25 protein-coding genes, 1 tRNA gene, 1 pseudogene and 1 CRISPR repeat array are annotated in these 26014 nt (G+C 36.9%); of the genes and pseudogenes, 9 read left to right on the plus strand and 18 right to left on the minus strand.

Annotated elements, in window-relative coordinates; all coding sequences use genetic code 11:
• Positions 1-78 precede the first annotated feature (78 nt).
• Positions 79-1112: a CRISPR direct-repeat array (repeat unit 32 nt; unit sequence GTTTCAACACACAGCCACGCGAAGGTGGCTGC).
• Between the two features lie 190 nt (positions 1113-1302).
• The 16 genes from cas2 to lptC form a co-directional block, all read right to left on the minus strand.
• Complete coding sequence (cas2, locus tag PF272_RS06770) at positions 1303-1596, minus strand: CRISPR-associated endonuclease Cas2 (protein ID WP_065238650.1); 294 nt, start codon at positions 1594-1596, stop codon at positions 1303-1305.
• Positions 1597-1616: 20 nt separating this feature from the next.
• The gene (gene cas1c, locus PF272_RS06775; RefSeq protein ID WP_271142161.1) at positions 1617-2630 is read right to left on the minus strand and encodes a type I-C CRISPR-associated endonuclease Cas1c; all 1014 of its coding nucleotides are present in this window, start codon (positions 2628-2630) and stop codon (positions 1617-1619) included.
• 3 nt (positions 2631-2633) lie between these two features.
• Positions 2634-3269, minus strand: a complete 636-nt coding sequence (gene cas4 / locus PF272_RS06780) for a CRISPR-associated protein Cas4 (protein ID WP_271142162.1) — start codon at positions 3267-3269, stop codon at positions 2634-2636.
• A 25-nt stretch (positions 3270-3294) separates the two neighbouring features.
• Positions 3295-4137, minus strand: coding sequence for a type I-C CRISPR-associated protein Cas7/Csd2 (cas7c, locus tag PF272_RS06785; RefSeq protein ID WP_271142163.1), 843 nt, complete (start codon positions 4135-4137; stop codon positions 3295-3297).
• A 17-nt stretch (positions 4138-4154) separates the two neighbouring features.
• Positions 4155-6137 carry a type I-C CRISPR-associated protein Cas8c/Csd1 gene (gene cas8c / locus PF272_RS06790; RefSeq protein ID WP_271142164.1) on the minus strand — a complete coding sequence of 661 codons (1983 nt, stop codon included), beginning with the start codon at positions 6135-6137 and terminating at the stop codon, positions 4155-4157.
• Complete coding sequence (gene cas5c, locus PF272_RS06795) at positions 6134-6856, minus strand: type I-C CRISPR-associated protein Cas5c (RefSeq protein ID WP_271142165.1); 723 nt, start codon at positions 6854-6856, stop codon at positions 6134-6136. The genes cas8c and cas5c overlap by 4 nt, the downstream gene beginning before the upstream one ends.
• Before the next feature lie 12 nt (positions 6857-6868).
• A complete protein-coding gene (gene cas3 / locus PF272_RS06800; protein ID WP_271142166.1) occupies positions 6869-9349 on the minus strand; it encodes a CRISPR-associated helicase Cas3' in 2481 nt (826 codons plus the stop codon).
• Positions 9350-9520: 171 nt separating this feature from the next.
• Positions 9521-10255: a copper homeostasis protein CutC gene (locus PF272_RS06805; RefSeq protein WP_271142167.1), complete on the minus strand. Its 735-nt coding sequence runs from the start codon at positions 10253-10255 to the stop codon at positions 9521-9523.
• Between the two features lie 145 nt (positions 10256-10400).
• Positions 10401-11228, minus strand: coding sequence for a class II glutamine amidotransferase (locus PF272_RS06810; protein WP_271142168.1), 828 nt, complete (start codon positions 11226-11228; stop codon positions 10401-10403).
• A 130-nt stretch (positions 11229-11358) separates the two neighbouring features.
• Complete coding sequence (tadA, locus tag PF272_RS06815; RefSeq protein ID WP_271142169.1) at positions 11359-11868, minus strand: tRNA adenosine(34) deaminase TadA; 510 nt, start codon at positions 11866-11868, stop codon at positions 11359-11361.
• 22 nt (positions 11869-11890) lie between these two features.
• A tRNA-Arg gene (locus PF272_RS06820) sits at positions 11891-11967 on the minus strand.
• Positions 11968-11979: 12 nt separating this feature from the next.
• Positions 11980-12855 carry an RNase adapter RapZ gene (gene rapZ / locus PF272_RS06825; RefSeq protein WP_065235217.1) on the minus strand — a complete coding sequence of 292 codons (876 nt, stop codon included), beginning with the start codon at positions 12853-12855 and terminating at the stop codon, positions 11980-11982.
• A gap of 28 nt (positions 12856-12883) precedes the next feature.
• A complete protein-coding gene (gene ptsN / locus PF272_RS06830) occupies positions 12884-13384 on the minus strand; it encodes a PTS IIA-like nitrogen regulatory protein PtsN (RefSeq protein ID WP_271142170.1) in 501 nt (166 codons plus the stop codon).
• Between the two features lie 23 nt (positions 13385-13407).
• Positions 13408-14133 carry an LPS export ABC transporter ATP-binding protein gene (gene lptB / locus PF272_RS06835; protein ID WP_065235219.1) on the minus strand — a complete coding sequence of 242 codons (726 nt, stop codon included), beginning with the start codon at positions 14131-14133 and terminating at the stop codon, positions 13408-13410.
• An 8-nt stretch (positions 14134-14141) separates the two neighbouring features.
• Positions 14142-14660, minus strand: coding sequence for a lipopolysaccharide transport periplasmic protein LptA (gene lptA, locus PF272_RS06840; RefSeq protein WP_271142171.1), 519 nt, complete (start codon positions 14658-14660; stop codon positions 14142-14144).
• Positions 14644-15195, minus strand: a complete 552-nt coding sequence (gene lptC, locus PF272_RS06845) for an LPS export ABC transporter periplasmic protein LptC (RefSeq protein WP_065238662.1) — start codon at positions 15193-15195, stop codon at positions 14644-14646. The genes lptA and lptC overlap by 17 nt, the downstream gene beginning before the upstream one ends.
• 137 nt (positions 15196-15332) lie before the next feature.
• Between lptC and PF272_RS06850 the strand changes: the two genes are divergently transcribed.
• The 7 genes from PF272_RS06850 to dnaE all read left to right on the plus strand — a co-directional run bounded on the left by PF272_RS06850 (position 15333) and on the right by dnaE (position 22274).
• Positions 15333-16127, plus strand: a complete 795-nt coding sequence (locus PF272_RS06850) for an ATP-binding cassette domain-containing protein (RefSeq protein ID WP_065235222.1) — start codon at positions 15333-15335, stop codon at positions 16125-16127.
• The gene (gene mlaE / locus PF272_RS06855) at positions 16124-16909 is read left to right on the plus strand and encodes a lipid asymmetry maintenance ABC transporter permease subunit MlaE (RefSeq protein WP_065235223.1); all 786 of its coding nucleotides are present in this window, start codon (positions 16124-16126) and stop codon (positions 16907-16909) included. Before PF272_RS06850 ends, mlaE begins: the two co-directional genes overlap by 4 nt.
• Positions 16910-16941: 32 nt before the next feature.
• Positions 16942-17436: an outer membrane lipid asymmetry maintenance protein MlaD gene (gene mlaD / locus PF272_RS06860; protein ID WP_271142172.1), complete on the plus strand. Its 495-nt coding sequence runs from the start codon at positions 16942-16944 to the stop codon at positions 17434-17436.
• Positions 17437-17479: 43 nt separating this feature from the next.
• Positions 17480-18109 carry a phospholipid-binding protein MlaC gene (gene mlaC / locus PF272_RS06865; protein ID WP_413789432.1) on the plus strand — a complete coding sequence of 210 codons (630 nt, stop codon included), beginning with the start codon at positions 17480-17482 and terminating at the stop codon, positions 18107-18109.
• A 1-nt stretch (position 18110) separates the two neighbouring features.
• Positions 18111-18449, plus strand: a complete 339-nt coding sequence (locus PF272_RS06870) for an STAS domain-containing protein (RefSeq protein WP_271142173.1) — start codon at positions 18111-18113, stop codon at positions 18447-18449.
• A 12-nt stretch (positions 18450-18461) separates the two neighbouring features.
• A complete protein-coding gene (locus PF272_RS06875) occupies positions 18462-18716 on the plus strand; it encodes a BolA family protein (protein WP_271142174.1) in 255 nt (84 codons plus the stop codon).
• An 84-nt stretch (positions 18717-18800) separates the two neighbouring features.
• On the plus strand, positions 18801-22274 hold the full coding sequence (gene dnaE, locus PF272_RS06880) for a DNA polymerase III subunit alpha (RefSeq protein WP_271142175.1): 3474 nt from the start codon (positions 18801-18803) through the stop codon (positions 22272-22274).
• A gap of 64 nt (positions 22275-22338) precedes the next feature.
• Here the strand turns inward: dnaE and PF272_RS06885 are convergent, their stop codons facing one another.
• Entirely contained in the window at positions 22339-23328 is a 990-nt protein-coding gene (locus tag PF272_RS06885) for a TrmH family RNA methyltransferase (protein ID WP_271142176.1), read from the minus strand.
• Positions 23329-23471: 143 nt separating this feature from the next.
• Here PF272_RS06885 and pssA point away from each other — a divergent pair, with 143 nt between their 5' ends.
• Both pssA and PF272_RS06895 read left to right on the plus strand, forming a co-directional pair.
• Entirely contained in the window at positions 23472-24830 is a 1359-nt protein-coding gene (gene pssA / locus PF272_RS06890) for a CDP-diacylglycerol--serine O-phosphatidyltransferase (protein ID WP_271142177.1), read from the plus strand.
• Between the two features lie 21 nt (positions 24831-24851).
• Entirely contained in the window at positions 24852-25712 is an 861-nt protein-coding gene (locus tag PF272_RS06895) for a YicC/YloC family endoribonuclease (RefSeq protein ID WP_271142178.1), read from the plus strand.
• A gap of 72 nt (positions 25713-25784) precedes the next feature.
• Here the strand turns inward: PF272_RS06895 and PF272_RS12990 are convergent.
• Positions 25785-25940, minus strand: a pseudogene (locus PF272_RS12990) (DUF2188 domain-containing protein); the annotation flags it as partial.
• Positions 25941-26014 lie beyond the last annotated feature (74 nt).

Below are 26014 nucleotides of genomic sequence, written 5' to 3' on the forward strand. Positions count from 1 at the left end.
GTCCTCTTTTTGTGATAGTTTACCACCTATTGAGGACTGCAAAATTAGTGTACCACTACAGACGGCAAGCGTGTGCGCGTTTCAACACACAGCCACGCGAAGGTGGCTGCTTGCAAAGTGAAGGGGATAAATTACATTTTTCTAGTTTCAACACACAGCCACGCGAAGGTGGCTGCTTGTGCTTGCCTAGATTGTGCTTATAATTACCCGACAGTTTCAACACACAGCCACGCGAAGGTGGCTGCCTAATTATGCGTAAGGAGCTAAAAATCGTACACTTGTTTCAACACACAGCCACGCGAAGGTGGCTGCAACAAGCCAAAGGAGGCTACAAAATGTCAAATTATGTTTCAACACACAGCCACGCGAAGGTGGCTGCCAGTCTGTATACCCTAGATGCATACGCTGCGTTTGAGTTTCAACACACAGCCACGCGAAGGTGGCTGCCATGCCCTGTCATACCCAGCACCTCGATCAGGTCGTGTTTCAACACACAGCCACGCGAAGGTGGCTGCTTTCTAGTTTTGTTTCGTGTTTTCGGTCGCATGAGTTTCAACACACAGCCACGCGAAGGTGGCTGCGCCTATGCCTCTACCGCCAACAACCGCAAAAAATAAAGTTTCAACACACAGCCACGCGAAGGTGGCTGCTGGGCGAATTGCATTTTTAGATTACCGCACAGGTGTTTCAACACACAGCCACGCGAAGGTGGCTGCCTATATAGTTGGTATCTTGAGTATTGCTAAAAAGTTTCAACACACAGCCACGCGAAGGTGGCTGCCTTTTTTGCTTTATCTTATATATAATAATCATCAATGTTTCAACACACAGCCACGCGAAGGTGGCTGCTTTCTTATTAATCTTTGTTTCCAAATCTCGATATGTTTCAACACACAGCCACGCGAAGGTGGCTGCATTATTATGCTGCTAGTTGCTTTTGTGTTGTTGTGTTTCAACACACAGCCACGCGAAGGTGGCTGCATATTTTTTTATTTATTAACATTAAATTCGCAAGTTTCAACACACAGCCACGCGAAGGTGGCTGCTGTTTTAAATTCATTAATACTTTTAATAGCATCAGTTTCAACACACAGCCACGCGAAGGTGGCTGCTCCCTATTTTAAGAAGCTTTACTACTGTAGGCTTGAGAACCTTTAATTCGCTAATGTCCCTAAAATAGAGATCATAAAGAATATAACATAGTTTCAGTTATATTTGTATTTAAATTAATTGATTGATTATTAAAGAACTTTTTCTATTCGCTAATCTTCAAGGAGTTTAATGAGAACTGGAGGTTAGCGATTAAATAATTAGTATATCTTGGAAAACATCTATTGCAGGTTTTGCACCATGATGTTCTACTTTTCGTCGCCATTTACTACCTAAATGATAAAAACGGAGACTATCTGTCTCGGGGTTGTATGTTTCGAGTAACTTAGCTTTTAATTTTACCCATTGATCTGGCGTAATATCACATTCAAAAACGGAATATTGTACACGTATACCATAGTCTAGACAGTGTTTTGCAATATGGCGTAACCGAGTAGCTCCTAATGGGTCATCCATAGCAATGTCATAAGTGATCAACATTAGCATAGTATTTTTACTCCTATTAACTAACGCATTAAAAAAGGAGGATATTCTGCTAAATCTCCTCGTAAATGTCGAGATAGTAACATAGCTTGAATATATGGAAGTAAACCAATCTCAACTTCTTCTTGTAAAAAAGGATGGATAATTTTTTCTTGTTTTTTTGCTTGTAAGGTTTGAAATATTAACTTTTTAGTATCTGGATTAATATTTACTGCACCACTTACTTCTGTATTAAAATCTTTAGATGTGATTTGATTACGGTTGATTAATTTCAAAACCATTCTGTCGATCCACCAAGCTCTAAATTCTTCTAAAATATCTTGTGCAAGACTATCACGACCTGGACGATCTGCATGTAAAAAACCTGCTTGTGGATCTAATCCAACACTTTGCAATGCACCACTAATATCTCGGCCTAAGATACTGTATAGGAAGGATAATAAAGCATTAACTGGATCACGCGGTGGACGACGATTGCGTCCATTAAACACAAAGTTTTGAGTATTTCGGATTAAAAGTTGAAAGACGCTAAAATATCTTGCCGCAGCATCTCCTTCAATACCACGAATAAGTTCTAATGTTTGTGCTTGTTTTAAGTGTTTTAAACTTGTATTTAAAGCAGTAATAGCGTTTAGGATATCTTGGTTATCACCATGATTACGTAGATGTCGTTGTAGTACTCGCTTAGATGCTTGAATTTTTGCTGCAATAATATTTCGTGCAATAGGGATTGGGTTTGTTTCTGAAAGATGATATTGTGCACGCCTTAATAAAATATTGCCACTTTGTGAACCTTGTAATCGACCTAGATAACGACCATTTTCACTAAAAAATGCTAAATTAACATTATTCTCTCCACAAAATCCCATAAGAAATGGGGAAACTAAAACATTACCAAAACAAAAAATGTGAGCAATTGAATGGATGGGTAATTGTGCAATCTTTTTTCCTTGTTGTTCAATTACTAAGGTTTCTCTTTCTTTATGTAAATAGCTGCCTTGTGTCGTAATATAGAGGGTATTTTGTAATTTTCGCATGAGTTAAGCATCGTCCATTAGTTGTTCTAGGTTATCTTGAACAGTAAAAAGATTAGCAACATAACTTATTGATTTGTCATTATTAAATAACTGAGGTTGGCAGAATTCAAATAAGGAGCAAGCTTTACATTGTTTGCTATATGTTGGGAGTGGTGTTTTACCGCTTTCTAATAATCTATGAACTTGTTCTATAATAGTTAATGTTTTGGTACGTAATTGGTCAGTAAATAAGATAGGTATTCTATGTCGAGTTTGTTGATACCATAATGCACCTTCATCAATTTTCTGGTTTAGCATTTCTTCCAAACATAAAGCTTGTGCACAAAGTTGAATCTCATCAATAAGTGTAGGTTTTGGCTTACCTCTCTTATATTCAATAGGTTTTAATGTTCCTGTTTGCAGATTATGTTCCAACATGTCGAGAATACCTGCTAAATCTAATTTTTCAGAAGATACGTGAACACTTCGTTCGTATCGTATATTTTTACGAGTTTCAGTAACGCCAGAATCTACACGTTCATGCAGTACAGCACCTTGAGCAGTCAAATAATTTTCTGCCCAAACCTGTTCATTATGGATTAATGCACATTGGCGAGGGCAGAATGCATAGTGCTGGAGTGCGGAAAGGAAAATTGTCATTTTATTTTCCACATAAAGCTAGGAGTTAAAAACCGTCAATTTCTTCTGGAATTAAACTTTCTAAATTGGTTAAGGTATAGCTACCATCAACATTGACCTTAAGGCTATTATGTACTTTAGCTGAGGAATATTGCCCTGTTTTAGAATCATGTTTCCACCAAATTAGTTTTATAACTTGCATGCTTCCTTCTGGGCGCGCAGATGATGCATCCCCTTCAAATAATTTTGTTAAAACGGATTTAATTTTTTCTGCGTCTTGATCGCTAAATCCAGTACGTTCGGCTAATTGAGGGGACATTGCCCCAAAAGCAACATAAATACCACTATCTACACGATGTTTCATACCCATTGTATCTGAAGCTTTTTTGCTTCCATCTCCTTCCCCACTTACACTTTTTGTGATTTGGGTACTAGTAATATTAATTGGAGAGATACTAAAAGCAGATTGAATCGTGACTGGGCCGCGAATTGCAATTGAAACACCGCTAGTATCTTCACCTTTTCCAAAAGCAAAAACCTGTCCAAAACTGCGAACATCTAACCATTTTTGACAAGCGAGTTTAGTAGTCTGTTCTTTGTTTGATTTTTTTGGATTAAACGCATCTGGACCTAGTCCAAATTCTTTATCTTTAGCTCGATTGGCTAGACTTGGCATACCATCGATTTTTCGATCATCTGATTGAACAAAAATTGATTCTCCTGCATCTTGTAAACGATCACGTATTTTCCGTTTTAAACACACATCAGTAATTTCACCAATTCCAGAAAAATCGGCACGAGGACGGTTACCATTTAAAGGATCTCCATTCGGGTTTGCATTTTTCACATTGAGGATAATTGCAAAATCAATTTTATGGGTAAGGCTCATATTATTCTCCTTTGTATTTAATTTTTTGTCGTTTCTGAATCAGTTGGTTCTTCTTGAGCTAAGCGATAGAACATTTTTTGACAATGGTAACCAAGTAAGAATTCTCCCGTTAATTTTGTATTATCAGTGAACTCTGTTGGGTTAAATTTATTCATAATTTCATCAATTTCTGTATTGCGTTTGATGAGAAAACCTAGACGGCTATTTCGCAATCTATTTTTATAGGGTTCTAAAGCTAATTCGATATTACGCCAAGTAAGATAAGGACTTTCTGCAAAACGTTGCATATATCGTTCAGCATTGGTGGCCCGCTTTTCTCCAACTAAATAAAGAGCGTAAGATTCAATATTTTCAGCGATAGCTAATAATCGGCCATATAAATAATCTCGTGAATGATTTTCTGTCTCTAAAGCCATAGAGTAATTTCTCCTTAATAATGAATGTTGATGGCGATTACACCATCCTCGATATAAAGCACAGGCAACGCCAACATTTCTTTCCCATTCCCACTTTTCGAAACCGTTTGGATTACATGCGTTTTTAAAACTTTGTTGAACAAAATCGAATGGAATAGGAATACCCTTTCCTCCTACAATTACAGGTAATAAGCGAGCATAGACTTGTTTCTTTAATTTATCATTTAAAGCTCTACCATAGACTGCTTTGGCAATTGCATCAGGAGAAGGTGGTATTCCAGGCCAGATAGTTTGTTTTTTCTCTTTTTTTCCTTCTTTGACACTGTATGAATAACGTTGATACCAAGAAAAATCATCTAGCCATGCATCAAGGTTATTAAAATAATCATTGGGAAGAAATTCTTGATAATAAGTAATTGCCATCCGACCTGGTGTGGCAGAATCTAGCATAAGTAAAGAAATTTGCTCATGTTGAGGTAATTCAGCTTTTAACCCTAATAATTTTTTTCGTATCCTTTTTGCTGCGTCTTTTCCAAGATCTGCATACCACTCTTTTGTTTGTATAGGTTGTAGAGCTAAATTGTTTGTTTCACTTGTAGTTTGGATTGTGAAATCATCTTCTTCATCTATTATATAATCATAATTATCTTGTAATGGGGAGGGTATGACTAATTGTGGGTTGATTGCCCAAACAACAGTAACCTGTTCATTATTACGAATACCCTGACGAGTAATAAGCCAACGTAATGCACTATGAGATTTAGCAGAAATTTCATCAGAAATAGCAGCTGCCTCTTTAGCTTCATTGAAGCGGCCACGGAAAGTATAGCCTTCTTTATCATTAGAAGAGATGAGTTTTGCTTTATCTCCTGTGTGGCGTAATTTTGCTGGATGCATAGTGGAAATTGTTGACTTAGTACCTTTTATGAAGCAGAAGCCTTTATTACTATTACTGTTAGTAATGTAATTAATCCACGATTGTTGAATGGTTTTGTCAAGCCAAGTTTGGTGACTAACATCACCATTAATCTCTATACTCCAACAAATTAATGCTGAACCATATTCTTGTGATTTTGATAAGGTGGAAAAAATATCTGGAGTTGCTGTATCTTTGGTGGATTGATGAAGTACATGTCCTTTATCATCTAGGTGAAAAATACCATTTTTCACTAAATCAGCCATTACAGTTCCTTGATTCACATATTTCAAAACAGCTTGGACTTTTGGGTGAGAAAAAGGAGAATCACACCATTTTTGTAATAGTTCTAAATAGCTCCCGAAATAAGCTTTCTTAGTACCGCCATAATTACAATAATCTTTAGCCACATATTGAATTTTGTCTGCTAATGGGTGAGGTGCTTCACCGCTAGTACGATTTTCGGATTCTTCGGTGACAGGTAAAATAATAGTACTTTTAGGTGGCATTACTCTTGCAGATTGAAATACCCCATTTTCATTTAGCACAATTTCGATATGGGCTGTTTGTAATGTATGCCCGATAGGTGTAAGAGGAAACTCATTTGTTGATAAATTTTTTTGTAGTATTTGATCATAGGTTTGATAGAGATGTTGCATCCAGCTCATAAGCCTAACTCCTCAGCTTCTTGTTCAACAGTCTTTAGATTTTTTCCTCGTTGAAAAGGTCTTTCTGGTTTCATTTTTCGAATAAAATGTGTTTTTAATTTGCCTGTTGTATCTGTTACAGAAGGAAATTGGATAATTCCATTTTGCATAGAAGCTTGCCAAAAACGACTAATAAGTTCATGCTTACCAGTTTCTTCTGGATAACCAAAACTATGAAACATTAACCCAAAATCTAAATTATCAATATGATCATAAAAACCGAGACCATAACCAAATTCGCATGGCTCCACATAACCTTGGCAATCACGGGTACCTAAAAAAATATCCTGTCTACCACCACGTTCTAACATACGTTCGGCAATAGAAAGATGTTTTCCTTTGATACGATCTTGTTCTAATTCAGGCCAATTTTCATTCCATTCAAAGTGTGCTTCGACTTGATATTCTACATCTTGAAGGTAAGTATAAATTGCTAATGTATTTCCTCCATTCCAATCTAGTGGTTTCATTGATTTACTTTGGGTACGAATTGGCTTGATAATACGAATACGATCAATATGCCAAATAAGTGTTGGCTTCCAATAGATACTCTTTAAGATTCCTTTGACTGCTTCATAAGTTGGGATCTGATAGGTAAATTTTTCTCCGCCAATTTTGGTAATTGGATCAGTAAATAAGGCTTGTTTACCCCATACTCGAAAACTAATTTTATTTGTCATAATGTTCCTTACTTAATATGAATATGTCTCCATTAGTGCTCCTCCCTCTAGAGATAGACCAAATTCGTTATCATAGTGAGATTGTCGTAAATAGTAGATACCAGTTTTGCCTATCTCTATCAGAGCATTATCACTTTGTAATTTATGCCAAATATTTGGAAAAACATTAACGCTAAAACGCTGTGCTTTTCTAAGATTGCTGTAAAATTCGGTAGTCTTTTTGTCTGCATCACATTGGCTACATAATGTTGTTATACATTCCTTACCTTCAGCGTAAGGAACTATAACTGCATGGGTTGGTGCATCAATTACGGAGAAGACTTTACCTGCAGATTTGAAAGATTGCATTAAGCGAGGGTATTGTTTCGCTTGTCTACGTTTATCATTTTTTTCACTATAAGTATTACGACAGTTATCACTTAGCCAATCTAAGAGATTGCTAGAAGCATCATTTTTTACTTTATAATCCATTTCGTTGAAACGATTATAAAAGTAGTATTGAAAGTATTGTTGCATTGCTGAAGGTTGTAGTACATCTTGTCCTGCATATTCACGGAAAATTCTTTCTGAGTGTTGTTGGCCAATATTAATATCGGGTAATACCCGAGAGAGATTTGGTTCTTGTAAATTTAATACCCAAACTTGGCCTTTCCCTTTATTTTCTCCATGTCGATTACAGCGTCCTGCCGCTTGAGCAATGCTATCTAAACCTGCTAAAGCACGAATGACACAAGCCATAGAGATATCAACACCAGCTTCAATTAATTGAGTACTAATACAAAGAACGGGTTGTTTGTTTTTTAATCGGGTTTTAATTTGATCAAATAAGAACTTACGGTGAGCGGCACATTGATTTGTACTAAGATGAAATAATGCCTCTTGAGGGATATTTTGTTGTTTACAGTATTGATAAAGCTCTTGTGCCCATTTTTTTGTGTTGACAATAAATAAACAACTTGAAAACTGTTGGAATTTTTTCAGTAAAAACATTCCAGCATCATCTACTGACCATCCACCAGTTTTTTGCTTAAATTGGATTTGAACTCGAGATAGTGAATTAAATAATTGATTGATTTCATAAGAGTTACCAATAATTTCAGCATTATTGGCTAAATTTAACAAGCCAAGATCTTTAATATATGTTTGTTCAGTTTCTGGAAAATGTGTTAATTCAGATTCTCCTAATAGAGGTTGAGTAGCGGTACATAAAATAGCACTACTTTTTCCAAAAAGAGTTAACCAATTTAGTGTGTTACAAAAAAGATGTACACATTTTATAGGTAGTGTTTGAATTTCATCAAAAATAAGAACACTACGAGTCATTGGGTGGATATGACGAGCTCCACGGGTACCACTACCAAACCATGCATCTAAAAATTGTACCATAGTGGTGAAAACAATAGGTTTATCCCAATTTTCAGCGAGTAGTTTGTTTTCCCAAGATTGTTTTTCTGGATCGAGATTAGAATGATGTTCTAATACCCATTCATCACCAAGGATTTTACGAACTTCATCGGCATTTTGATCAATAATTGACGTATATGGAATAATATAAATGATACGATCAAGATTATGATGTTGAGCATGATTTAAAGCATAACGCAAACTAGATAGTGTTTTTCCTCCTCCAGTTGGTACAGTTAAAGTATAAATACCTTGGGGATCGTGAGCTCGTTTGAGGCACGTATTCGAAATTTGTTGGCGAATGGTATCAATTGGGTATTTAGCTTTAAATTGAGAAAGCTTATGCTCAAGTTTTTGAATTGCGTCTGACCAATTAGGCTGTTGTTGTAGGCGGCGAATATTCGCTTGTTCCATACGATCAAAATCGGCACTGCTAATTCTGTCTGCATCGATTAAACAACTAAATAAAAAACGAGTAAAACAGCCTAAGTAGAATTCCTTAATCTTATTACTAATAGGTAATGTCAAAGCAGCTTTTAATGGAGGAAGCATTTGAGCAAGTAATTCTTTATCTGCTAAGGATTCAGCACGTTGCATTATTTGGGGATCAACATTTTTAATACATTCGCTTAAATGAGATAGTTCATCAGATTTTGAAAATCGTTTTTGCCAATTAGCATTTCCTTCAAGATCTAAACAATCAATTAACCCTGAACCATGATGAGAAGCAATACATAAACCCAGAATTTGTCCACATAATTGTCCATTTCCATTTTTACCAAATTGACTTAGTCTTTGGTAAACCCATTGAGCTCCTGCAGTTGAATGATCAATATGTTTACCGTTTGGAGTAAGGTTATCATTATCTAAATCGGGATCTAATAACTGAGTTGCTCCTCGAATATAATCGTAAAATGCAAGAGAATATTTGCCAAAATCATGGAATAAACCGATTAATTCGCCAGCTAATGCAAGACCTAATTTTGCTGCAAAAAAAGCAGCTAGAGCAGCAGTTTCACAAAGATGTACAGAAACCGATTGGGTTTGTTTATCTGATTTTCTAACGTGAGCAATAAATCCATTCTCCAAGATACTACTCCTTATTTGTAAGAAAAACTATTCGTAGGATAATCTTACTTTATATATAAATCATTATCTTTTTAGATGTTTTTCTCAAAATTGTGACAAAGATATAATTTTTAATGTGATAGTTTATTTAATTGCTTACATTAGATTTTTACTATAAATCTAGTGATGGCGTTATCTAGGAAATAACCTTCTTACTGTAGCGATTTTATTAAAGTCTGTTACTAATAATTGCGTATCAGTGTTGGCGTCTTGTCCCATAATTGCTTGGATATGTTCAGATTGCATTTTGCTTGGGCGATAACTTTTACCAGATAAATGTAATTCAGTTATTCCTGTTTGCTGGGCGATTTTATCGGCATTATTAGCAGTGATACCTGCGCCTGCCATAATTGTAATTTGATGATTTGCTTGATGAACTAAGTTAGCTAAACAGTGTATTCCTTGTTCTGCGGTTGTAGCTAAACCTGAGGTAAGCACTCGTTGGCAACCTAAATCAATGAGTTGTTGCAGTGCAAGGTAAGGATCACTGCATAAATCAAATGCGCGGTGGAAAGTAATTCCCATACCTTTAGCGGACTGAATTAAGCGTTTAACTAGCATTAAATCGATTTGAGCTTGCTCAGTTAATGCACCAATAACTACGCTTGATGCACCGAGTTGTTTGGCGATTTCAATATCAGTTAGCATTATTTGTTGTTCTTGTGGTGTAAACAAAAAATTACCAGCGCGAGGGCGGATCATAACGTGTACGGGAATGGTGAGTTGTTCAATCACAGTTTTGATCAATGCATAAGATGGTGTGATACCGCCTAGCGGCAAGGCAGCACACAGTTCAATTCGATCCGCACCAGCACTTTCTGCAATCAAAGCGGATTCTAAATTATCAACACAAACTTCAATTTTCATATCAACAAACGTTAAAAAAGGAATAGATTGAAAGCAGTATAAAAAGAATTTGCACAGAGGATAAGGGGAATTTTTAAATAAACAGGTATCTTGAGAAATTTAGATACCTGTTAATTAGGTTAATTATGTGGGTAGAGTAGTAGCATTAAGCAATTTTCATATTACCTAATGTGCCATCATCTTCAATCTGTTTTGCTTCACCTAAGATTTCTTTAACTTTTTCACCATCTTTGAACATCACAAAACCACCATGTTCCATTTTTGTCCAAAGTTCATTTTTGGTTAAAGGTTGGGTAGAAATAATGGTGACTTTATCGCCTGGTTTAGCGTAATCATTAAAATCAATAAAACCATCATCATCAACACGGAAAGCCTTACCAAAAGGTGCTTTACGAGTGAGGTAATGTAAAAAAGTAGAGCAATGTGCCATCATAAATTGCCCATTAGACAAGATAAAATTAAATGTGCCTAATTGTGATAATTCTTTTGTGACTTCATAGACCGCATTAAAAATTTCATCTTCGCTTGGCTTACGATGGTAACGACGTTTTAAATATTCTGTCATATAACAGAAAGCAGCTTCTGAATCGGTTGAGCCAATAGGTTGAGCCCGGCAATCTGATAAATCAGGTAAAGTTTTTAAATTACCATTATGAGCAAATACCCAATTTTCACCCCAGATTTCACGCATGAATGGATGGGTATTTTCAAGGGTAACATCACCTTGTGTTGCTTTACGAATGTGTGCAATTACGTTAAGTGATTTAATGTGATATTGTTTCACACAATCTGCGATTGGTGATGAGCTACAAGGCTTATCATCACGGAATACACGTACACCTTTGCCTTCAAAAAAAGCAATACCAAAGCCATCCGAATGGCAATCTGTAATCCCTGCACGACGACGGAACCCTTCAAAGGAAAACACGATGTCGGTCGGGGTATTACAATTCATTCCCAATAATTGACACATAATTTAACCTATGAAACCTAATTTAGTGAAACATTCAGGTCGCATATTATAAACGATAATTCACATATGAGTAGTAAGGTTATTAATAATAATTTGTTATATGAAAGTCAATTTGGTTGGGTAATGGTTATTAATTATTATCTTGAGTAACTATTGATGTAGTTGCTTTGGCAAGTTTTTGTTGCTCCCGACGTTGCTGAAAAAATTGGCTAATTTTATTACTACACTGTTCAGCTAAAACACCTGCTGTAATTTCTACTACGTGATTCATTCGGTAATCTTCAAAGAGATGAAATCGAGAACCGATAGCACCAGTTTTATAATCCATTGCCCCAAATACTAAACGTTTTATGCGGCTATGCAAAATAGCGCCAGCGCACATTGGGCAAGGCTCTAATGTTACGTAGAGAGTGGTGTTTAATAACCGATAGTTTTGTATTTTCTGTCCTGCTTGGCGTAAGGCGATAATTTCAGCGTGTGCTGTGGGATCAGAAAGTGTAATTGATTGATTCCAACCTTCAGCAAGAATATTACCTTGTTCATCCACTAACACCGCACCAACAGGAATCTCCCCCATTGCAGCAGCTTTATCCGCTAAAGAGAGGGCATATTGCATAAATTTCTGGTCTTGTTCAGTCATAAGATTAGTGAGAGTAGATTAATGGCGAACGTGGGCGGATTTGAACCGCCGACCTACCCCTTAGGAGGGGGTTGCTCTATCCAACTGAGCTACACATTCGCTGAATTATAGTTAATCAGTCGTTGTTGAATGTTTGTGTTCTTGCCTAATTAAGGAATTGTGTTGAATTTTAATATTTTTTCCTTTTGCTTGAAAGTAGTCAGCAAGCTGTTGTGCAATATAAACGGAACGATGTTTACCACCGGTACAACCAATACAAATTGTAAGGTAACTACGATTGTTTTGTTCTAATAAAGGTAACCAAGTTTCAATATAACTACGAGTAGAGTAGAGAAATTCGCGTACTACATCAAATTGGCGTAAGAAATCGATAATCGGTTGATCTAAACCTGTTAAAGGACGTAATTTTGCTTCCCAGTGAGGATTTGGTAAAAAACGCACATCAAAAATATAATCGGCATCCTGAGGAATACCGTATTTAAAGCCAAAAGATTTAATAATAATTTGTAAATCTTTATTCGCTGTCCCACGCACGAATTCACGTAATTTTTCCGCAAGCTGATGGGTTGAAAGATTTGTAGTATCAATCACAAAATTTGCGTGCTGGAATAGCGGTTCTAAGCGTTCTTTTTCTAAATCAATGGAGCCTTCAAGAGAAAGGTTATCTTTGGAAAGCGGATGAACACGACGAGTATCACTATAACGGCGAATTAAGGTGTTACGATCAGCATCTAAATAGATAATCTTGGTATTACAAGATTGTGGTAGTTGATCAAGCGTTGTTTCTAACTCTTGCGGTTGTAGCGGAATATTACGAATATCAACGCTGATCGCAATAGTTTGTTGGCTCGTGGCTAGTTTTTCGATTAATTGTGGGATCAAAAAAAGAGGAAGATTATCAATGCAGTAATAGCCAATATCTTCCAAAGCACGTAGTGCAATAGATTTTCCTGCACCAGAACGACCACTAATAATGACAAGATCCATGATACCCTCCCACTGTTTGATAACACTGCTAATAATCTGTAGTTTGCTCGCTTTCTTCTGCTTCTTCAACTACTTCAACGTGATCATGTGCAAGAAATATAGACCAAACTTCATCAGGACTTTTCGCTAAACGTAACTGTTTACATAAATTTTTATCTGAGAAACATTCAGCAAGATAAGGTAATAATGGTGAACAGCTTGGACAACAATCTTCAGGGATTAAAATCGCGAAAATTAAATCAACATCTCGATGATCCGCAGAATCATATTTAATCGGGGTATCTAATTGCAAAAATACAGCAATCGGCTTATCACCAACTGCTAATTTAGCATGGGGAATCGCAATACCATTATTTAATCCGGTATTTCCCATTTTTTCTCGATGACAAATTGCTTCAAAACAGCTAGTTTCTTGCTCTTCTGTTTGTGATGAAACGATATTACAGATTAATTCAAAAACACCTTTTTTACTGGAACAAAGTAAACCGGTACGAATATTTTCTTTTTTAAGAAATTCAGTGATTTTCATACGATCAATAACGAGTGAAAAATTTAAAGTTTAAAATGTTCACCGAGATAAACGCGTTTAACGTGTTCATCGGCTAAAACTTGTTGTGGCGATCCGCTAGCAATCATTTTACCTTCGCTAACGATATAAGCGCGCTCACAAACGTCTAAGGTTTCACGAACATTGTGGTCAGTAATTAATACGCCTAAACCACGATCACGTAATGCTTGGATAATATTTTTAATATCCAACACGGAAATTGGGTCAACGCCAGCGAAAGGTTCATCTAATAAAATAAATTTTGGATTAGCGGCTAATGCACGAGCAATTTCGACACGACGACGTTCACCACCAGAAAGCGATTGCCCTAGATTGTCTTTGATATGGCTAATATGAAATTCATCGAGTAATCGTTCAAGTTCATCAATACGCTGATCTTTGGTTAAGTCTTTGCGAATTTCCAATACAGCCATTAAATTATCATAGACTGACAAGCGACGAAAAATAGAAGCTTCTTGTGGTAGATAACCAATACCTTGTTTTGCACGTTGATGCATTGGTAAACGACTAATATCTTGATTATCAATCGTAATTTTACCTTCATCATGGCTAATTAAACCAACTACCATATAGAAAGTAGTTGTTTTTCCTGCACCATTTGGTCCTAATAGACCGACAATCTCACCAGAGTTAATTGTTAAACTAACCCCATTGACCACAGAACGGCCTTTATAACTTTTGCTTAGATGTTCAGCAGATAAAACAGACATAATATGCTCTAATTTGTTTTAAGTTGGTTCGGAATTAAAATTGTTTTGACACGAGAAGTACCATTACCATTCGCCTTTAATTGTTGTTTTTTAACATCATAGGTAATGAGGTCACCATTAATCCGGCTATCTTCTTGTTTAAGTTGGGCATTACCAATTAAAGTTAAAAACTCTTTTCCTAAATCATAATGAACTTTATTGGCGTCACCATAAACCATTTTGCCATTATCTAATTTTTGTTGAAATTTTACCGGTGCGCCAAACGCATCAACAGTTTCTTTTTTATGCTCAGATTTTTCTTTTTCACTTGGGCGAGTAATGACAACTTTATCTGCATTAATTTTCACACTACCTTGTGTAATCACGACATTGTCAGTAAAAGTCACAACATTACTGGTTAAATCAAGCGATTGGTTATTAGATTCAATGTTAATTGGTTGTTCAGAATCACCGGTTAAGGCAACAACAGAATAACTTACAAATAAAGTGAGTAAACCAAGTACAGTTAAATTAGTTTTTGATTTCATAGTATGTTTTAACCTGTTCTTTTAGGGTCGCAGTTTGTTTTTGCAGATTACCGTCTAATACCTTGCCATTACTGGTAAAATTTAAACCAGTGAGGGTCACCATTGTATCAGATGTTATATCTTGTGTCGTTAAATTGACAAAAGCCTGCTCCGTATCGATTGTTTGTAATTTAGATTCTTTTTGTAGGCTTTGTAATTTCACATTGCCTTGTAGCGTTAATTGATCTTTATCTTGCAAAATGGCTTTATCCGCCTGTAATCGCCATGTTTTTACTTCGTTTTCGTCATAAACATAGAGAATAGGCTGGGTAAAAATCGCTTTATCATCATTAAAATAATCTACATTATCAGATTCAGCTTGATACTGAATTGTGCCAGTTGGACCATAAACAATAGTGGTCATTTGTTTAGCAATATATTCAGGATCAGAGGCTTTTTTGGTTAATACTGGCACAGTAGTTTGTTGTAAAGAATAGAGCCATGCCAATAATGCCAGTGCGATAATTGAGAGTACTATATTCCAACGAATGGACATAAATCATTTACCTTTTTTGGAAACATTTAGCTGGCGGATCATATCATAAAATCGCTATAAATGAGGTATTTTTCAACAAGTCACGATATTCTGTTAGAATAACGCATTTACGATGGATAGGAGAAGGCAACAAAACGATGCAGGATATTCTTATCGAAGTTAAAAATTTAACCTTTAAACGTGGTGAAAGAACCATCTATAACAACCTGAATTTAAAAATTGAAAAAGGCAAAATTACCGCAATTATGGGGCCTTCAGGAATTGGTAAAACCACGTTGTTAAAATTGATTGGTGGTCAATTAATTCCCGAACAAGGACAAATTTTATTAGATGGACAAGATATTTGCAGTCTATCAATGAAAGAATTGTATGAAGTTAGAGAAAGAATGGGGATGCTATTTCAATCAGGTGCCTTATTTACTGATATGACGACATTTGAAAATGTAGCTTTCCCAATTCGTGAACATACGAAATTGCCAGAATCAATTATTCGTAAAATGGTGCTAATGAAATTAGAAACTGTGGGATTGCGAGGTGCAGCAGAGTTAATGCCAAATGAATTATCAGGCGGTATGGCACGCCGTGCAGCACTCGCTCGGGCGATAGCGTTAGATCCAGATTTGATTATGTATGATGAGCCATTTACAGGGCAAGATCCGATCAGTATGGGTGTGATTGTTGATTTAATAAAAAAATTGAATGAAACGCTGGATCTGACTTCAATCGTGATTTCACATGATGTGACAGAAGTATTAAGTATTGCGGATTATGGCTATATCGTGGCAGAACAAAAAATTATTGCAGAAGGTACGCCAGAGCAATTAAAAGCGAGTCAAGATCCTAGAGTGATTCAATTCTTATCTGGGCAAGCGGATGGACCGGTAAAATTCCATTATCCAGCACAAGATTATGAAGAGGAGTTATTTCAGTGAAAATAACGATAATTGAACGACTTGGCCAATATGGCGTACGTTGGATACGTACTCTGGGCAAGTCGGGATTAATGTTATATGGTGCACTAGTTGGAAAACCACAATTTAGAAAAAACTTTCCTTTAGTCGTTAAACAATTATATGTGTTAGGTGTTCAATCACTATTAATTATTGTTTTATCAGGCCTATTTATTGGTATGGTATTAGGCTTACAAGGCTATGTGATTTTAGTGGATTTTTCGGCTGAAACCAGTTTAGGACAATTAGTTGCATTATCCTTGTTACGTGAGTTAGGTCCTGTGGTGACAGCACTATTATTTGCAGGGCGAGCTGGTTCGGCATTAACTGCTGAGATTGGCTTAATGAAAGCAACAGAACAGCTATCTGGGCTTGAAATGATGGCGGTAAATCCATTACGGCGAGTTATTGCGCCTCGCTTTTGGGCGGGAATGATTGCGATGCCTTTATTAGCATTGATTTTTACGGCAGTTGGTATCTGGGGCGGCTCACTGGTAGGTGTGGATTGGAAAGGCGTAGATAGCGGTAGCTTTTGGTCAGTTATGCAAAATGCTGTTGTTTGGGGAAAAGATATTGGCAATGGCATCATTAAGAGCCTATTTTTTGCGGTAAGTGTGGTGTGGATAGCTTTATTTAATGGTTATAACGCAATGCCAACATCAGAGGGCATTAGCCAAGCAACCACAAAAACAGTGGTACAAGCATCTTTAGTCGTATTAGGTTTAGATTTTATTCTGACCGCATTAATGTTTGGTGGAAATTAATTGCGAGATCAGCAAAGAGATAAGGATAGTATATGAAAAATAGTGTGAAGTACGAATTTTGGGTTGGATTGTTTCTATTATTAGGAATTGGTGCTTTAGTTTTTCTTGGCTTACGGGTAGCAAATGTACATAGCTTTGGTGAGTCGCAAACATATCATGTTACCGCAACTTTTGATAATATAGGCGGGCTAAAAGTCAGAGCGCCAGTGAAAATTGGTGGGGTAGTTGTAGGGCGAGTCAGTGATATTGAATTGGACGCACAAACTTATTTGCCACAAGTCACATTAGCGATTGATGAAAAATATAATCAAATTCCAGATAACAGTTCACTTTCGATTAAAACCGCAGGGTTGTTAGGTGAACAATACATTGCGTTGAATATTGGGTTTGATGATGGTGAAACACCAATGTTAAAAGACGGCAGTAAAATTACGGATACAAAATCTGCAATGGTGTTAGAAGATCTGATTGGACAATTCCTGTATGGGGATAAAAAATCAAGTGAAACACCAGAAGAAACTAAATAAGTGAAAATAGATAAGAGGAGAGCGAAAAATGTTAAAACGTTATATGCAAAAAATGGGAAAAATTGTATTAACGCTGGGTCTAATATTGACCAGTGTGTTTGCAATGGCAGAGCAAAATCCTTATCAATTAATGCAACAAGCATCAGATAAGTTATTTGCAGATATTACAGCAAATCAAAGCCAAATTAAGAAAAATCCTAACTATTTACGTACTATCGTTAGACAAGATTTAATGCCGTATGTACACGTAAAATATGCAGGTTCATTAGTGTTAGGTAACTATTTTAAAACTGCAACAGCAGAACAAAGAAATGCATTTTTTACTGCGTTTGGTAATTTTATTGAGCAATCTTATGCACAAGTTTTAACTTTCTATAATGGTCAAAAGGTGATTATTGAACCTGAAAAATCAGTAGAAGGAAAAAATATTGTGAATATCCGTGTAGTAGTAGAACAAAATAATGGTGCTGCACCGATCAAATTAGATTTTAAATGGCGTAAAAATACAAAAACAAATGAATGGCAAGCGTATGATATGGCTGCGGAAGGCGTCAGTATGGTAGAAACCAAGAAAAATGAGTGGAGCGGTGTTTTACGCCAAAAAGGAATTGAAGCATTGACTGCACAAATTGAAAAATCAGCCAGTTTGCCTGTGACTTTAGATAAGAAATAAGATGAGTACCATGCAACTGGATTGGCAATTAGATACAAAAGCGGAACAAGCAACAGTATCTTTAATTGGCGTGTTAAATCGACATACGTTGTTGCCGTTATGGCGGCAACGTCAACATTTTGTACTATCACAAAATGCACAATTATCATCTTGTCAAAAAATTATCTGGGATTTAAACGCAATCAGTCATATTGATTCTGCTGGTTTTGCATTATTAACGGAGTTATTAATGCTCAATCCATTAGAACAAGTTTGCTTAGTTAATGTACCTGAACAGTGTTTAAATTTGGCAGCGTTATTTTCATTAAAAGAGTGGTTAGCAAAATATATAAAACAATAGGATAAATTGATTATGGAAACAAAAGAGATTGAACAACTATTAAAGCAAGAACTTGGCTTAGATGAGGTTTATGTACGTGGGGAAAATGCCCACTTTGATGTGATTGCAGTAAGTGATAAGTTTGCTGATCTCTCTCGTGTGAAACAACAACAATTAATTTATGCTCCATTAATGGAACATCTTGCCAGTAATGCAATTCATGCATTAACGATCAAGACATTTACCGTAGAAAAATGGAACAGAGAAAAACTCTTCTTTAATCTATAATTCGTGATCTATCAGATGCGGTAAATACAGATTGTATTGCCGCATTACTTTTCTCCATCAATGCATTAATTATTAGGAAAAATTATGTCATCGCCAAAATTTGTTCATCTACGTGTCCATAGTGATTTTTCTATGATCAATGGCTTACCTAAAGTAAAAGCGTTAGTAGATGAGTGTGCAAAACAACAGATGGTGGCGATGGCATTGACCGATTTTACTAATTTTTGCGGTTTAGTACGTTTTTATGGTGCAGCATTAGGTAAAGGCATTAAGCCGATTGTGGGGGCAGATGTATTAGTAAATACGCCCGAATTACCTGATGAACCTTTTGAATTAACGTTATTGGCGAAAAATAACCAAGGCTATCAAAATATTACCTTACTGTTATCACGAGCTTACCAGCGTGGTTATAAAGATAATCCGACTATTGAACGTGAGTGGTTAATTGAACATGCTGAGGGCATCATTATTTTATCTGGTGGTAAGAATGGTGATGTGGGTAAGTTCTTATTACGTGATAATCAAATTGCTACCGAAGCTTGCTTAGATTTTTATCGGCAATATTTTCCAAATCACTATTATCTCGCTGTGAGTCGCACCGGTCGTAATGATGAAGCCCGTTATGTGCAATTAGCTGCTGCATTAGGGGAACAATATCAAATTCCGTTAGTGGCGACAAATGATGTAATGTTTCTCAGTGAACAGGATTTTGAAGCACATGAAATTCGAGTAGCGATTCATGATATTGTGACTCTGGATGATCCGAATCGACCAAAAAATTATACACCACAACAATATTTCCGTAGTGAAGCGGAAATGTGTGAGTTATTTGCGGACTTACCAGAAGCCCTTGAGAATACAGTGTATATTGCTCAGCGTTGTAATGTCACAATCCGCTTAGGTGAGTATTTCCTACCGCAATTCCCAACAGGTGAGTTAAGTACAGAGGAGTTTTTAATCCAAAAAGCCAAAACTGGGTTAGAACAGCGTTTGGCAATTCTGTTCCCAGATGAAGAGGTAAGAAAACAACGGCGTGGGGAATACGATCAACGTTTAGAAGTGGAATTAAACGTGATTAACCAGATGGGATTCCCAGGTTACTTCTTGATCGTGATGGAGTTCATACAATGGTCTAAAGACAATAATATTCCCGTCGGGCCAGGGCGAGGATCTGGTGCAGGATCATTAGTTGCGTATGCGTTACGGATTACCGATCTGGATCCTTTGGAATTTGACTTACTTTTCGAGCGTTTCTTAAATCCTGAACGTGTATCAATGCCAGATTTTGATGTCGATTTCTGTATGGATGGGCGAGATCGTGTTATTGAACACGTTGCAGAAATGTATGGACGTGATGCGGTATCGCAAATTATCACATTTGGTTCAATGGCAGCAAAAGCAGTGATTCGAGATGTAGGGCGTGTATTGGGTCACCCTTATGGCTTTGTGGATCGGATCGCGAAGCTTATTCCGGGCGATCCAGGAATGACGTTACAAAAAGCCTTTGATGCTGAACCGAAACTTACCGAAGTTTATGAGTCAGATGAAGAAGTAAAAGAGCTGATTGATATGGCTCGTAAGTTGGAGGGGATAACACGAAATGCAGGGAAGCACGCTGGTGGTGTGGTAATTGCGCCAACCAAGATTACCGACTTTTCGCCAATTTATTGTGATGCCGAAGGGAAGCATCCTGTTACTCATTTTGATAAAAATGATGTGGAGTATGCGGGATTAGTTAAATTTGACTTCTTAGGTTTACGGACATTAACCATTATCCAATGGGCAGTAGATATGATTAATGAACGTATGCGTCGTGAAGGAAAACCAGAAATCGATATTCATCATATTCCACTTGATGATGAAAAAGCCTTTAAGTTATTGCTGGATGCACAAACAACGGCGGTGTTCCAGTTAGAATCTCGAGGTATGAAAGATCTGATTAGGCGCCTAAAACCAGACTGTTTTGAAGATATTATTGCGTTAGTGGCGTTATTCCGTCCGGGTCCATTACAGTCAGGGATGGTGGATAACTTTATTCGCCGTAAACATGGTGAGGAGCAAATTTCTTATCCTGATGCAGAATATCAACATGAATCATTAAAACCTATCTTGGATCCAACTTACGGAATTATTCTTTATCAAGAGCAAGTGATGCAGATTGCCCAAGTATTAGCGGGTTATACTCTGGGTGGTGCGGATTTATTACGTCGTGCGATGGGGAAAAAGAAACCAGAAGAAATGGCAAAACAACGCTCAGTATTTAAAGAAGGAGCAATTAAGAACGGCGTTGATGGCGAACTGGCGATGAAAATTTTCGATTTGGTAGAGAAGTTTGCTGGTTATGGTTTCAATAAATCACACTCTGCGGCTTATGCGTTAGTGTCTTACCAAACATTATGGTTGAAAGCACATTATCCTGCGGAATTTATGGCAGCGGTAATGACCTCTGAAATGGATAAAGTCGAGAAAGTCGTTAACTTTTATGATGAAAGTTTACGTATGGGGTTAAAAGTCGTACCGCCTGATATTAATACAGGAAAATACCATTTCAGCGTAAATGAACGAGGTGAAATCGTTTATGGAATTGGGGCAATCAAAAGTGTTGGTGAAGCAGCGATAGAAAATATTATTGAAGCTCGAGAAAATGGTGGGTTATTCCGTGATGTGTTTGATCTCTGTGCCAGAATAGATTTAAAGAAAATCAATCGCCGTGCGTTAGAGAATCTGATTAAATCTGGGGCATTAGATAAGTTAGGACCGCATCGAGCAGCGATTGCACTGAATTTAGAAGATGCTTTAAAAGCCTCTGATCAACACGCTAAAGATGAAGCACTTGGACAAGCGGATATGTTCGGTGTATTAACGAGTTCACCAAAAGAAGTAGAACAAGCCTATGCCAATACACCAAAATGGACACAAAAGATGGTGTTGGATGGCGAGCAAGAAACGCTAGGCTTATATTTAAGTAGCCACCCAATTAGTCGTTATTTGAAGGAATTATCTCATTATAGTAACCGTATTTCTGAAGTGTCTATTACTAGACGTAATGAAAGCACGACCGTCAGTGGTTTGGTAGTAAATTTCCGTACTCTATTAACTAAGCGAGGAACAAAGTTAGGTATTTTAACCTTAGATGATCGTTCTGCCCGTTTAGATATTACGTTATTTAGTGAACCTTTAGAGCAATTTGAAAGCAAAATTCATAAAGATCAAATTTTGGTCGTCAGTGGTTCAGTGTTACCGGATGATTTTACAGGCGGTGTACGTATGATCGGTAGAGAAGTAAGTACACTGGAAGAGATGCGGCAGAAGTTTGTAAAAAGCCTGGCGATAGCGATTAAAGAAGCGCAATTAACATCAGACTTTATCGATCGTTTTAAACAGATTATTACCCCATATGCACAAGGTACAACACCAGTTCATATCTATTATGACAGCCAGAAAGGACGAGCAATGCTGACCTTAGGGGTAGAATGGCATATCACCCCTCATGATGATCTCATTGCTGAACTCACTGCCTTTATGGGTGAAGAGCAAGTTGAATTGGAGTTTGGTTAGATATTAGCGTCGGTTTCGCCTGTCATATCACTAACGGCGAAACCGAGTAATGTTGATGCAAAGATTAAAAATACCACTTCGCTAATAAAATCCCTGCTGTTACTGCAATGTTTAACCCTGAAGAGAGTTGATTTGAAAGGGAAAGTGCGACATTTGTTGCGTTTTGATCAAGGTCTTTTAACGTATTTTCGGAAAGTACAATCGCTACTTTCTCGGCAAAGGTAACTTTATCGAGTGGTGTTGCTTGTTTCGATAAACTTGCACGTACTAATTGGTAACCTGCTTGTTGTAATTGATCTAATGCTAAGGTTGGGTGTTCAGTTTCAAATAGGCGTAAAAACTCGATCCCACCTTCTGCAACACGCATCGCAGCTGGGCTTTGGACTAAATCAATATTGTCGGTAATCACATTTTGTACACCATAAAAGGCTAAGGTTTTTAATACGCCACCAATATTGGCTGCGTTACCTACGCCATCTAAGACAACAACGCAATCTTGTTTACGTGGGATAGCTAAATATCCAGTTAGGCTAAGAGGAGGACGTTTTTTCACTAGTAAACAGATACCACCGTGATGTTCTGTACCTGTTACACGCTGCATTTCGTCATTTTTTACCACGTGATACGCTTTTTTATTTTCTGCTAAATAGCTCATCATATCGCCCGCTTTTTTGCTAAGCTCTTGAGTTACCCATAAACGAACGATATCTTGTGGGCGGTGTTCAAATAAAGTCAAACACGCGAGTTCACCATACACTTTCACTTCTTCGGCTCGATTTTGGCGAATTTTTTCTGGTGCACGTGGTGATAAAGGCCCTGTTTTTTTCTCTTTAACTGGAGCAGAAGATTTGATTCTTACGCTAACTTTTCCTTCACCTTGAGTATTGGCTTTATGAGCAGTGATTTCTTGTTTTCCACCCCAAATTGAGGTTTTTTCAATACTTTTTTCACGGCGAGGTCTATCAGAAAAGCGTGGTTTTTGATCATTAAATTGGCGTTTGTTTTTCTCGTTACTACGGAATTTATTTTCTTGGAAAGTTGGTTTTTTATTCATTCGATTCTATCTAGGTTGGCTAATAGGAAAATTTGGCACATTATAACTGAAACAGTTGAGATGTATTAACAATTAATTGTAAACTTAAGCATTTCATACAAAAGCAATTCCATGTTGGAATTTGCATTAACGATGATTAGATTATGCTACTATCCAGATTAGAACGTGCAAAAAGAAGATTATCTCGTTTACCTGCATTTGATTTAACAGAACAACAACTAGAAATCCTTCCTTCAGCAAAAGCGTTTAAACAGCAAATTTTGCAACTGATCGAGCAAGCTGAAAAGCGAATTTATATTACTGCACTCTATTGGGAAAAAGATGAGGCAGGACAAGAGATCCTTGAAGCGGTTTATCGTGCTAAACAAAAACATCCTGAGTTAGATGTCAAAATTTTTGTTGATTGGCATCGTGCACAACGTGGTCGTATTGGTGAAGAACAAAGTAATAGCAATGCAGATTGGTATGCGACCATGCGACAAAAATATGGTTTTGATGATGTAATTTTTTATGGTGTACCAATTAATACACGCGAAATTTTTGGTGTGTTGCACATTAAAGGATTTGTCTTTGATGATACGGTGTTATACAGCGGAGCAAGTATTAATAATGTCTATCTACATCAACAAGATCGTTACCGTTACGATCGCTATCAAGTAATTACACATCCGCAATTAGCAGATTGCTTAGTTGAATTTATTGAACAGCATTTAAATGATATTTCTGCGGTTAATCGATTAGATCAAGCACGTAAATCAACCAGAGAATTACGCCCAACAATACGTTCTTTCCGTAAAAAATTAATGCTAACTGGGAAATACAATTCTCGTACTTCGCAACGTTTAGCTGCGGATAAAATGACGATCACGCCGTTATTTGGGTTAGGAAAAAATAATTTATTGAATAAAGTGATTGAAGCTTTATTTTTAGTGACACAGAAAAAACTCACTATTTGCACACCTTACTTTAATTTCCCACGTTCGTTACAACATCGAATTCGTACTTTATTACATGAAGGGAAAAAAGTAGAAATTATTGTTGGTGATAAAACAGCGAACGATTTTTATATTCCACCATCAGAGCCGTTTAAATTAGCTGGCGCATTGCCTTATTTATATGAAAAAAATCTACGTCAATTCACAAAACGATTTGCTGAATTTATTGAGAATAAGCAATTAACGATTCGTTTGTGGAAAGACGGAGAAAATAGCTATCATCTAAAAGGGGTGTGGGTGGATGATAATTATATTCTATTAACTGGGAATAACCTGAATCCACGTGCTTGGCGTTTAGACGCAGAAAATGGTTTGCTAATTCACGATCCAGAGCATCAAATTACCGAGAAAACTTGTACTGAATTAGCAATGATCCGCACACATACAACATTAGTGACGGATTACCAACAATTAGAAAAACCAAGTAATTACCCAGCACCAGCACAACGTGTATTACGCCGTTTTGAACGCATTAAAGCGGATCATTTAGTGAAGATGATTTTATAGTTTGATAAGAGAAGTACCACAATGATTTATAGTATGACGGCGTTTGCGCGCCAAGAAATCCAAGCCGAATGGGGCAGTGCGGTTTGGGAAATCCGCTCAGTCAATCAGCGTTATTTAGAAACTTTTTTTCGTTTACCAGAACAGTTCCGCAGTTTAGAAAATACATTGCGCGAGATCTTACGCCAACGTTTATCTCGTGGAAAAATCGAGTGTAACTTACGAGTAGAAATTAGCCACAGCAGTACAGGGCTTAATCTTAATCGTGAATTAGCGGCTCAAGTAATTGATTCATTACGCTGGATCAAAGATGAGTTGCAACAAGGTGAAATTAATCCGATTGATGTATTGCGTTATCCGGGCGTAGTCGATGATCCTAGTGTGGATCTTGATGAAATTGCACAAGAAATTCTACAAGGGTTTGATACCTTATTAACAGATTTTATTGCGATGCGAGCAAGAGAAGGGGAAAAGTTAGCCGAAGTGATCTCTTCTCGTTTAGAGGGTATCCAAACGGAAGTGAATTTTGTACGCCAAAAGATGCCTGAAATTTTGCAATGGCAGCGAGAACGTTTATTACAACGTTTTGAAGAAGTGCAATTACAATTAGAACCAACACGTCTTGAACAAGAGATGATTTTATTAGCGCAGCGTGTTGATGTGGCAGAAGAGTTAGATCGTTTAGAAATGCATATTAAAGAAACCAAAGATATTTTACGTAAAGGTGGTGTAGTTGGTCGCCGTTTGGACTTTATGATGCAAGAGCTAAACAGAGAGTCAAATACCCTCGCCTCTAAATCAATTAATACCGATGTGACTAATTCAGCAGTAACCTTAAAAGTATTAATTGAGCAGATGCGTGAGCAAGTACAGAATATTGAATAAAATATTGTTAGATTGGGTGACGCATTGCTTCTACATTTTATGATTGTAGCCTCCATTTTGTCCATTACTCCATTATCCTTTAGGTGGATATTTATCCTTCATCGGAGAAATAGTATTTTTCTCTCGAATTTTTCCATCTCGTCCATGAATCAGAATTTCTCCTCCACTAGCTTTATTAAATCGTTCTCTTTGTATTATGTATGCCTCTCTCTGTGTTTTAACCTTTACTGATGCTCTTTGTAGTGATCCACTAAATTAGCAGTCCTTGATAGTTTTTTTTCGCTAAAATTGGCGGCAATCCT

The organism is Gallibacterium faecale, assembly GCF_027920745.1.
Taxonomy (GTDB): Bacteria; Pseudomonadota; Gammaproteobacteria; order Enterobacterales; family Pasteurellaceae; genus Gallibacterium; species Gallibacterium faecale.

Bases quoted from the DNA above. Each gene is read 5' to 3' on its own strand.
- PF272_RS06870 (WP_271142173.1), top strand. From the start codon at position 18,111: ATGAGTACCATGCAACTGGATTGGCAATTAGATACAAAAGCGGAACAA.
- lptA (WP_271142171.1), bottom strand. From the start codon at position 14,660: ATGAAATCAAAAACTAATTTAACTGTACTTGGTTTACTCACTTTATTT.
- cas7c (WP_271142163.1), bottom strand. From the start codon at position 4,137: ATGAGCCTTACCCATAAAATTGATTTTGCAATTATCCTCAATGTGAAA.
- mlaC (WP_413789432.1), top strand. From the start codon at position 17,480: ATGCAAAAAATGGGAAAAATTGTATTAACGCTGGGTCTAATATTGACC.
- cas2 (WP_065238650.1), bottom strand. From the start codon at position 1,596: ATGCTAATGTTGATCACTTATGACATTGCTATGGATGACCCATTAGGA.
- dnaE (WP_271142175.1), top strand. From the start codon at position 18,801: ATGTCATCGCCAAAATTTGTTCATCTACGTGTCCATAGTGATTTTTCT.
- PF272_RS06895 (WP_271142178.1), top strand. From the start codon at position 24,852: ATGATTTATAGTATGACGGCGTTTGCGCGCCAAGAAATCCAAGCCGAA.
- ptsN (WP_271142170.1), bottom strand. From the start codon at position 13,384: ATGAAAATCACTGAATTTCTTAAAAAAGAAAATATTCGTACCGGTTTA.
- mlaD (WP_271142172.1), top strand. From the start codon at position 16,942: ATGAAAAATAGTGTGAAGTACGAATTTTGGGTTGGATTGTTTCTATTA.
- cas1c (WP_271142161.1), bottom strand. From the start codon at position 2,630: ATGCGAAAATTACAAAATACCCTCTATATTACGACACAAGGCAGCTAT.
- PF272_RS06875 (WP_271142174.1), top strand. From the start codon at position 18,462: ATGGAAACAAAAGAGATTGAACAACTATTAAAGCAAGAACTTGGCTTA.
- PF272_RS06850 (WP_065235222.1), top strand. From the start codon at position 15,333: ATGCAGGATATTCTTATCGAAGTTAAAAATTTAACCTTTAAACGTGGT.
- tadA (WP_271142169.1), bottom strand. From the start codon at position 11,868: ATGACTGAACAAGACCAGAAATTTATGCAATATGCCCTCTCTTTAGCG.
- cas8c (WP_271142164.1), bottom strand. From the start codon at position 6,137: ATGAGCTGGATGCAACATCTCTATCAAACCTATGATCAAATACTACAA.
- cas4 (WP_271142162.1), bottom strand. From the start codon at position 3,269: ATGACAATTTTCCTTTCCGCACTCCAGCACTATGCATTCTGCCCTCGC.
- PF272_RS06885 (WP_271142176.1), bottom strand. From the start codon at position 23,328: ATGAATAAAAAACCAACTTTCCAAGAAAATAAATTCCGTAGTAACGAG.
- PF272_RS06805 (WP_271142167.1), bottom strand. From the start codon at position 10,255: ATGAAAATTGAAGTTTGTGTTGATAATTTAGAATCCGCTTTGATTGCA.
- lptC (WP_065238662.1), bottom strand. From the start codon at position 15,195: ATGTCCATTCGTTGGAATATAGTACTCTCAATTATCGCACTGGCATTA.
- pssA (WP_271142177.1), top strand. From the start codon at position 23,472: ATGCTACTATCCAGATTAGAACGTGCAAAAAGAAGATTATCTCGTTTA.
- cas5c (WP_271142165.1), bottom strand. From the start codon at position 6,856: ATGACAAATAAAATTAGTTTTCGAGTATGGGGTAAACAAGCCTTATTT.
- rapZ (WP_065235217.1), bottom strand. From the start codon at position 12,855: ATGGATCTTGTCATTATTAGTGGTCGTTCTGGTGCAGGAAAATCTATT.
- PF272_RS06810 (WP_271142168.1), bottom strand. From the start codon at position 11,228: ATGTGTCAATTATTGGGAATGAATTGTAATACCCCGACCGACATCGTG.
- lptB (WP_065235219.1), bottom strand. From the start codon at position 14,133: ATGTCTGTTTTATCTGCTGAACATCTAAGCAAAAGTTATAAAGGCCGT.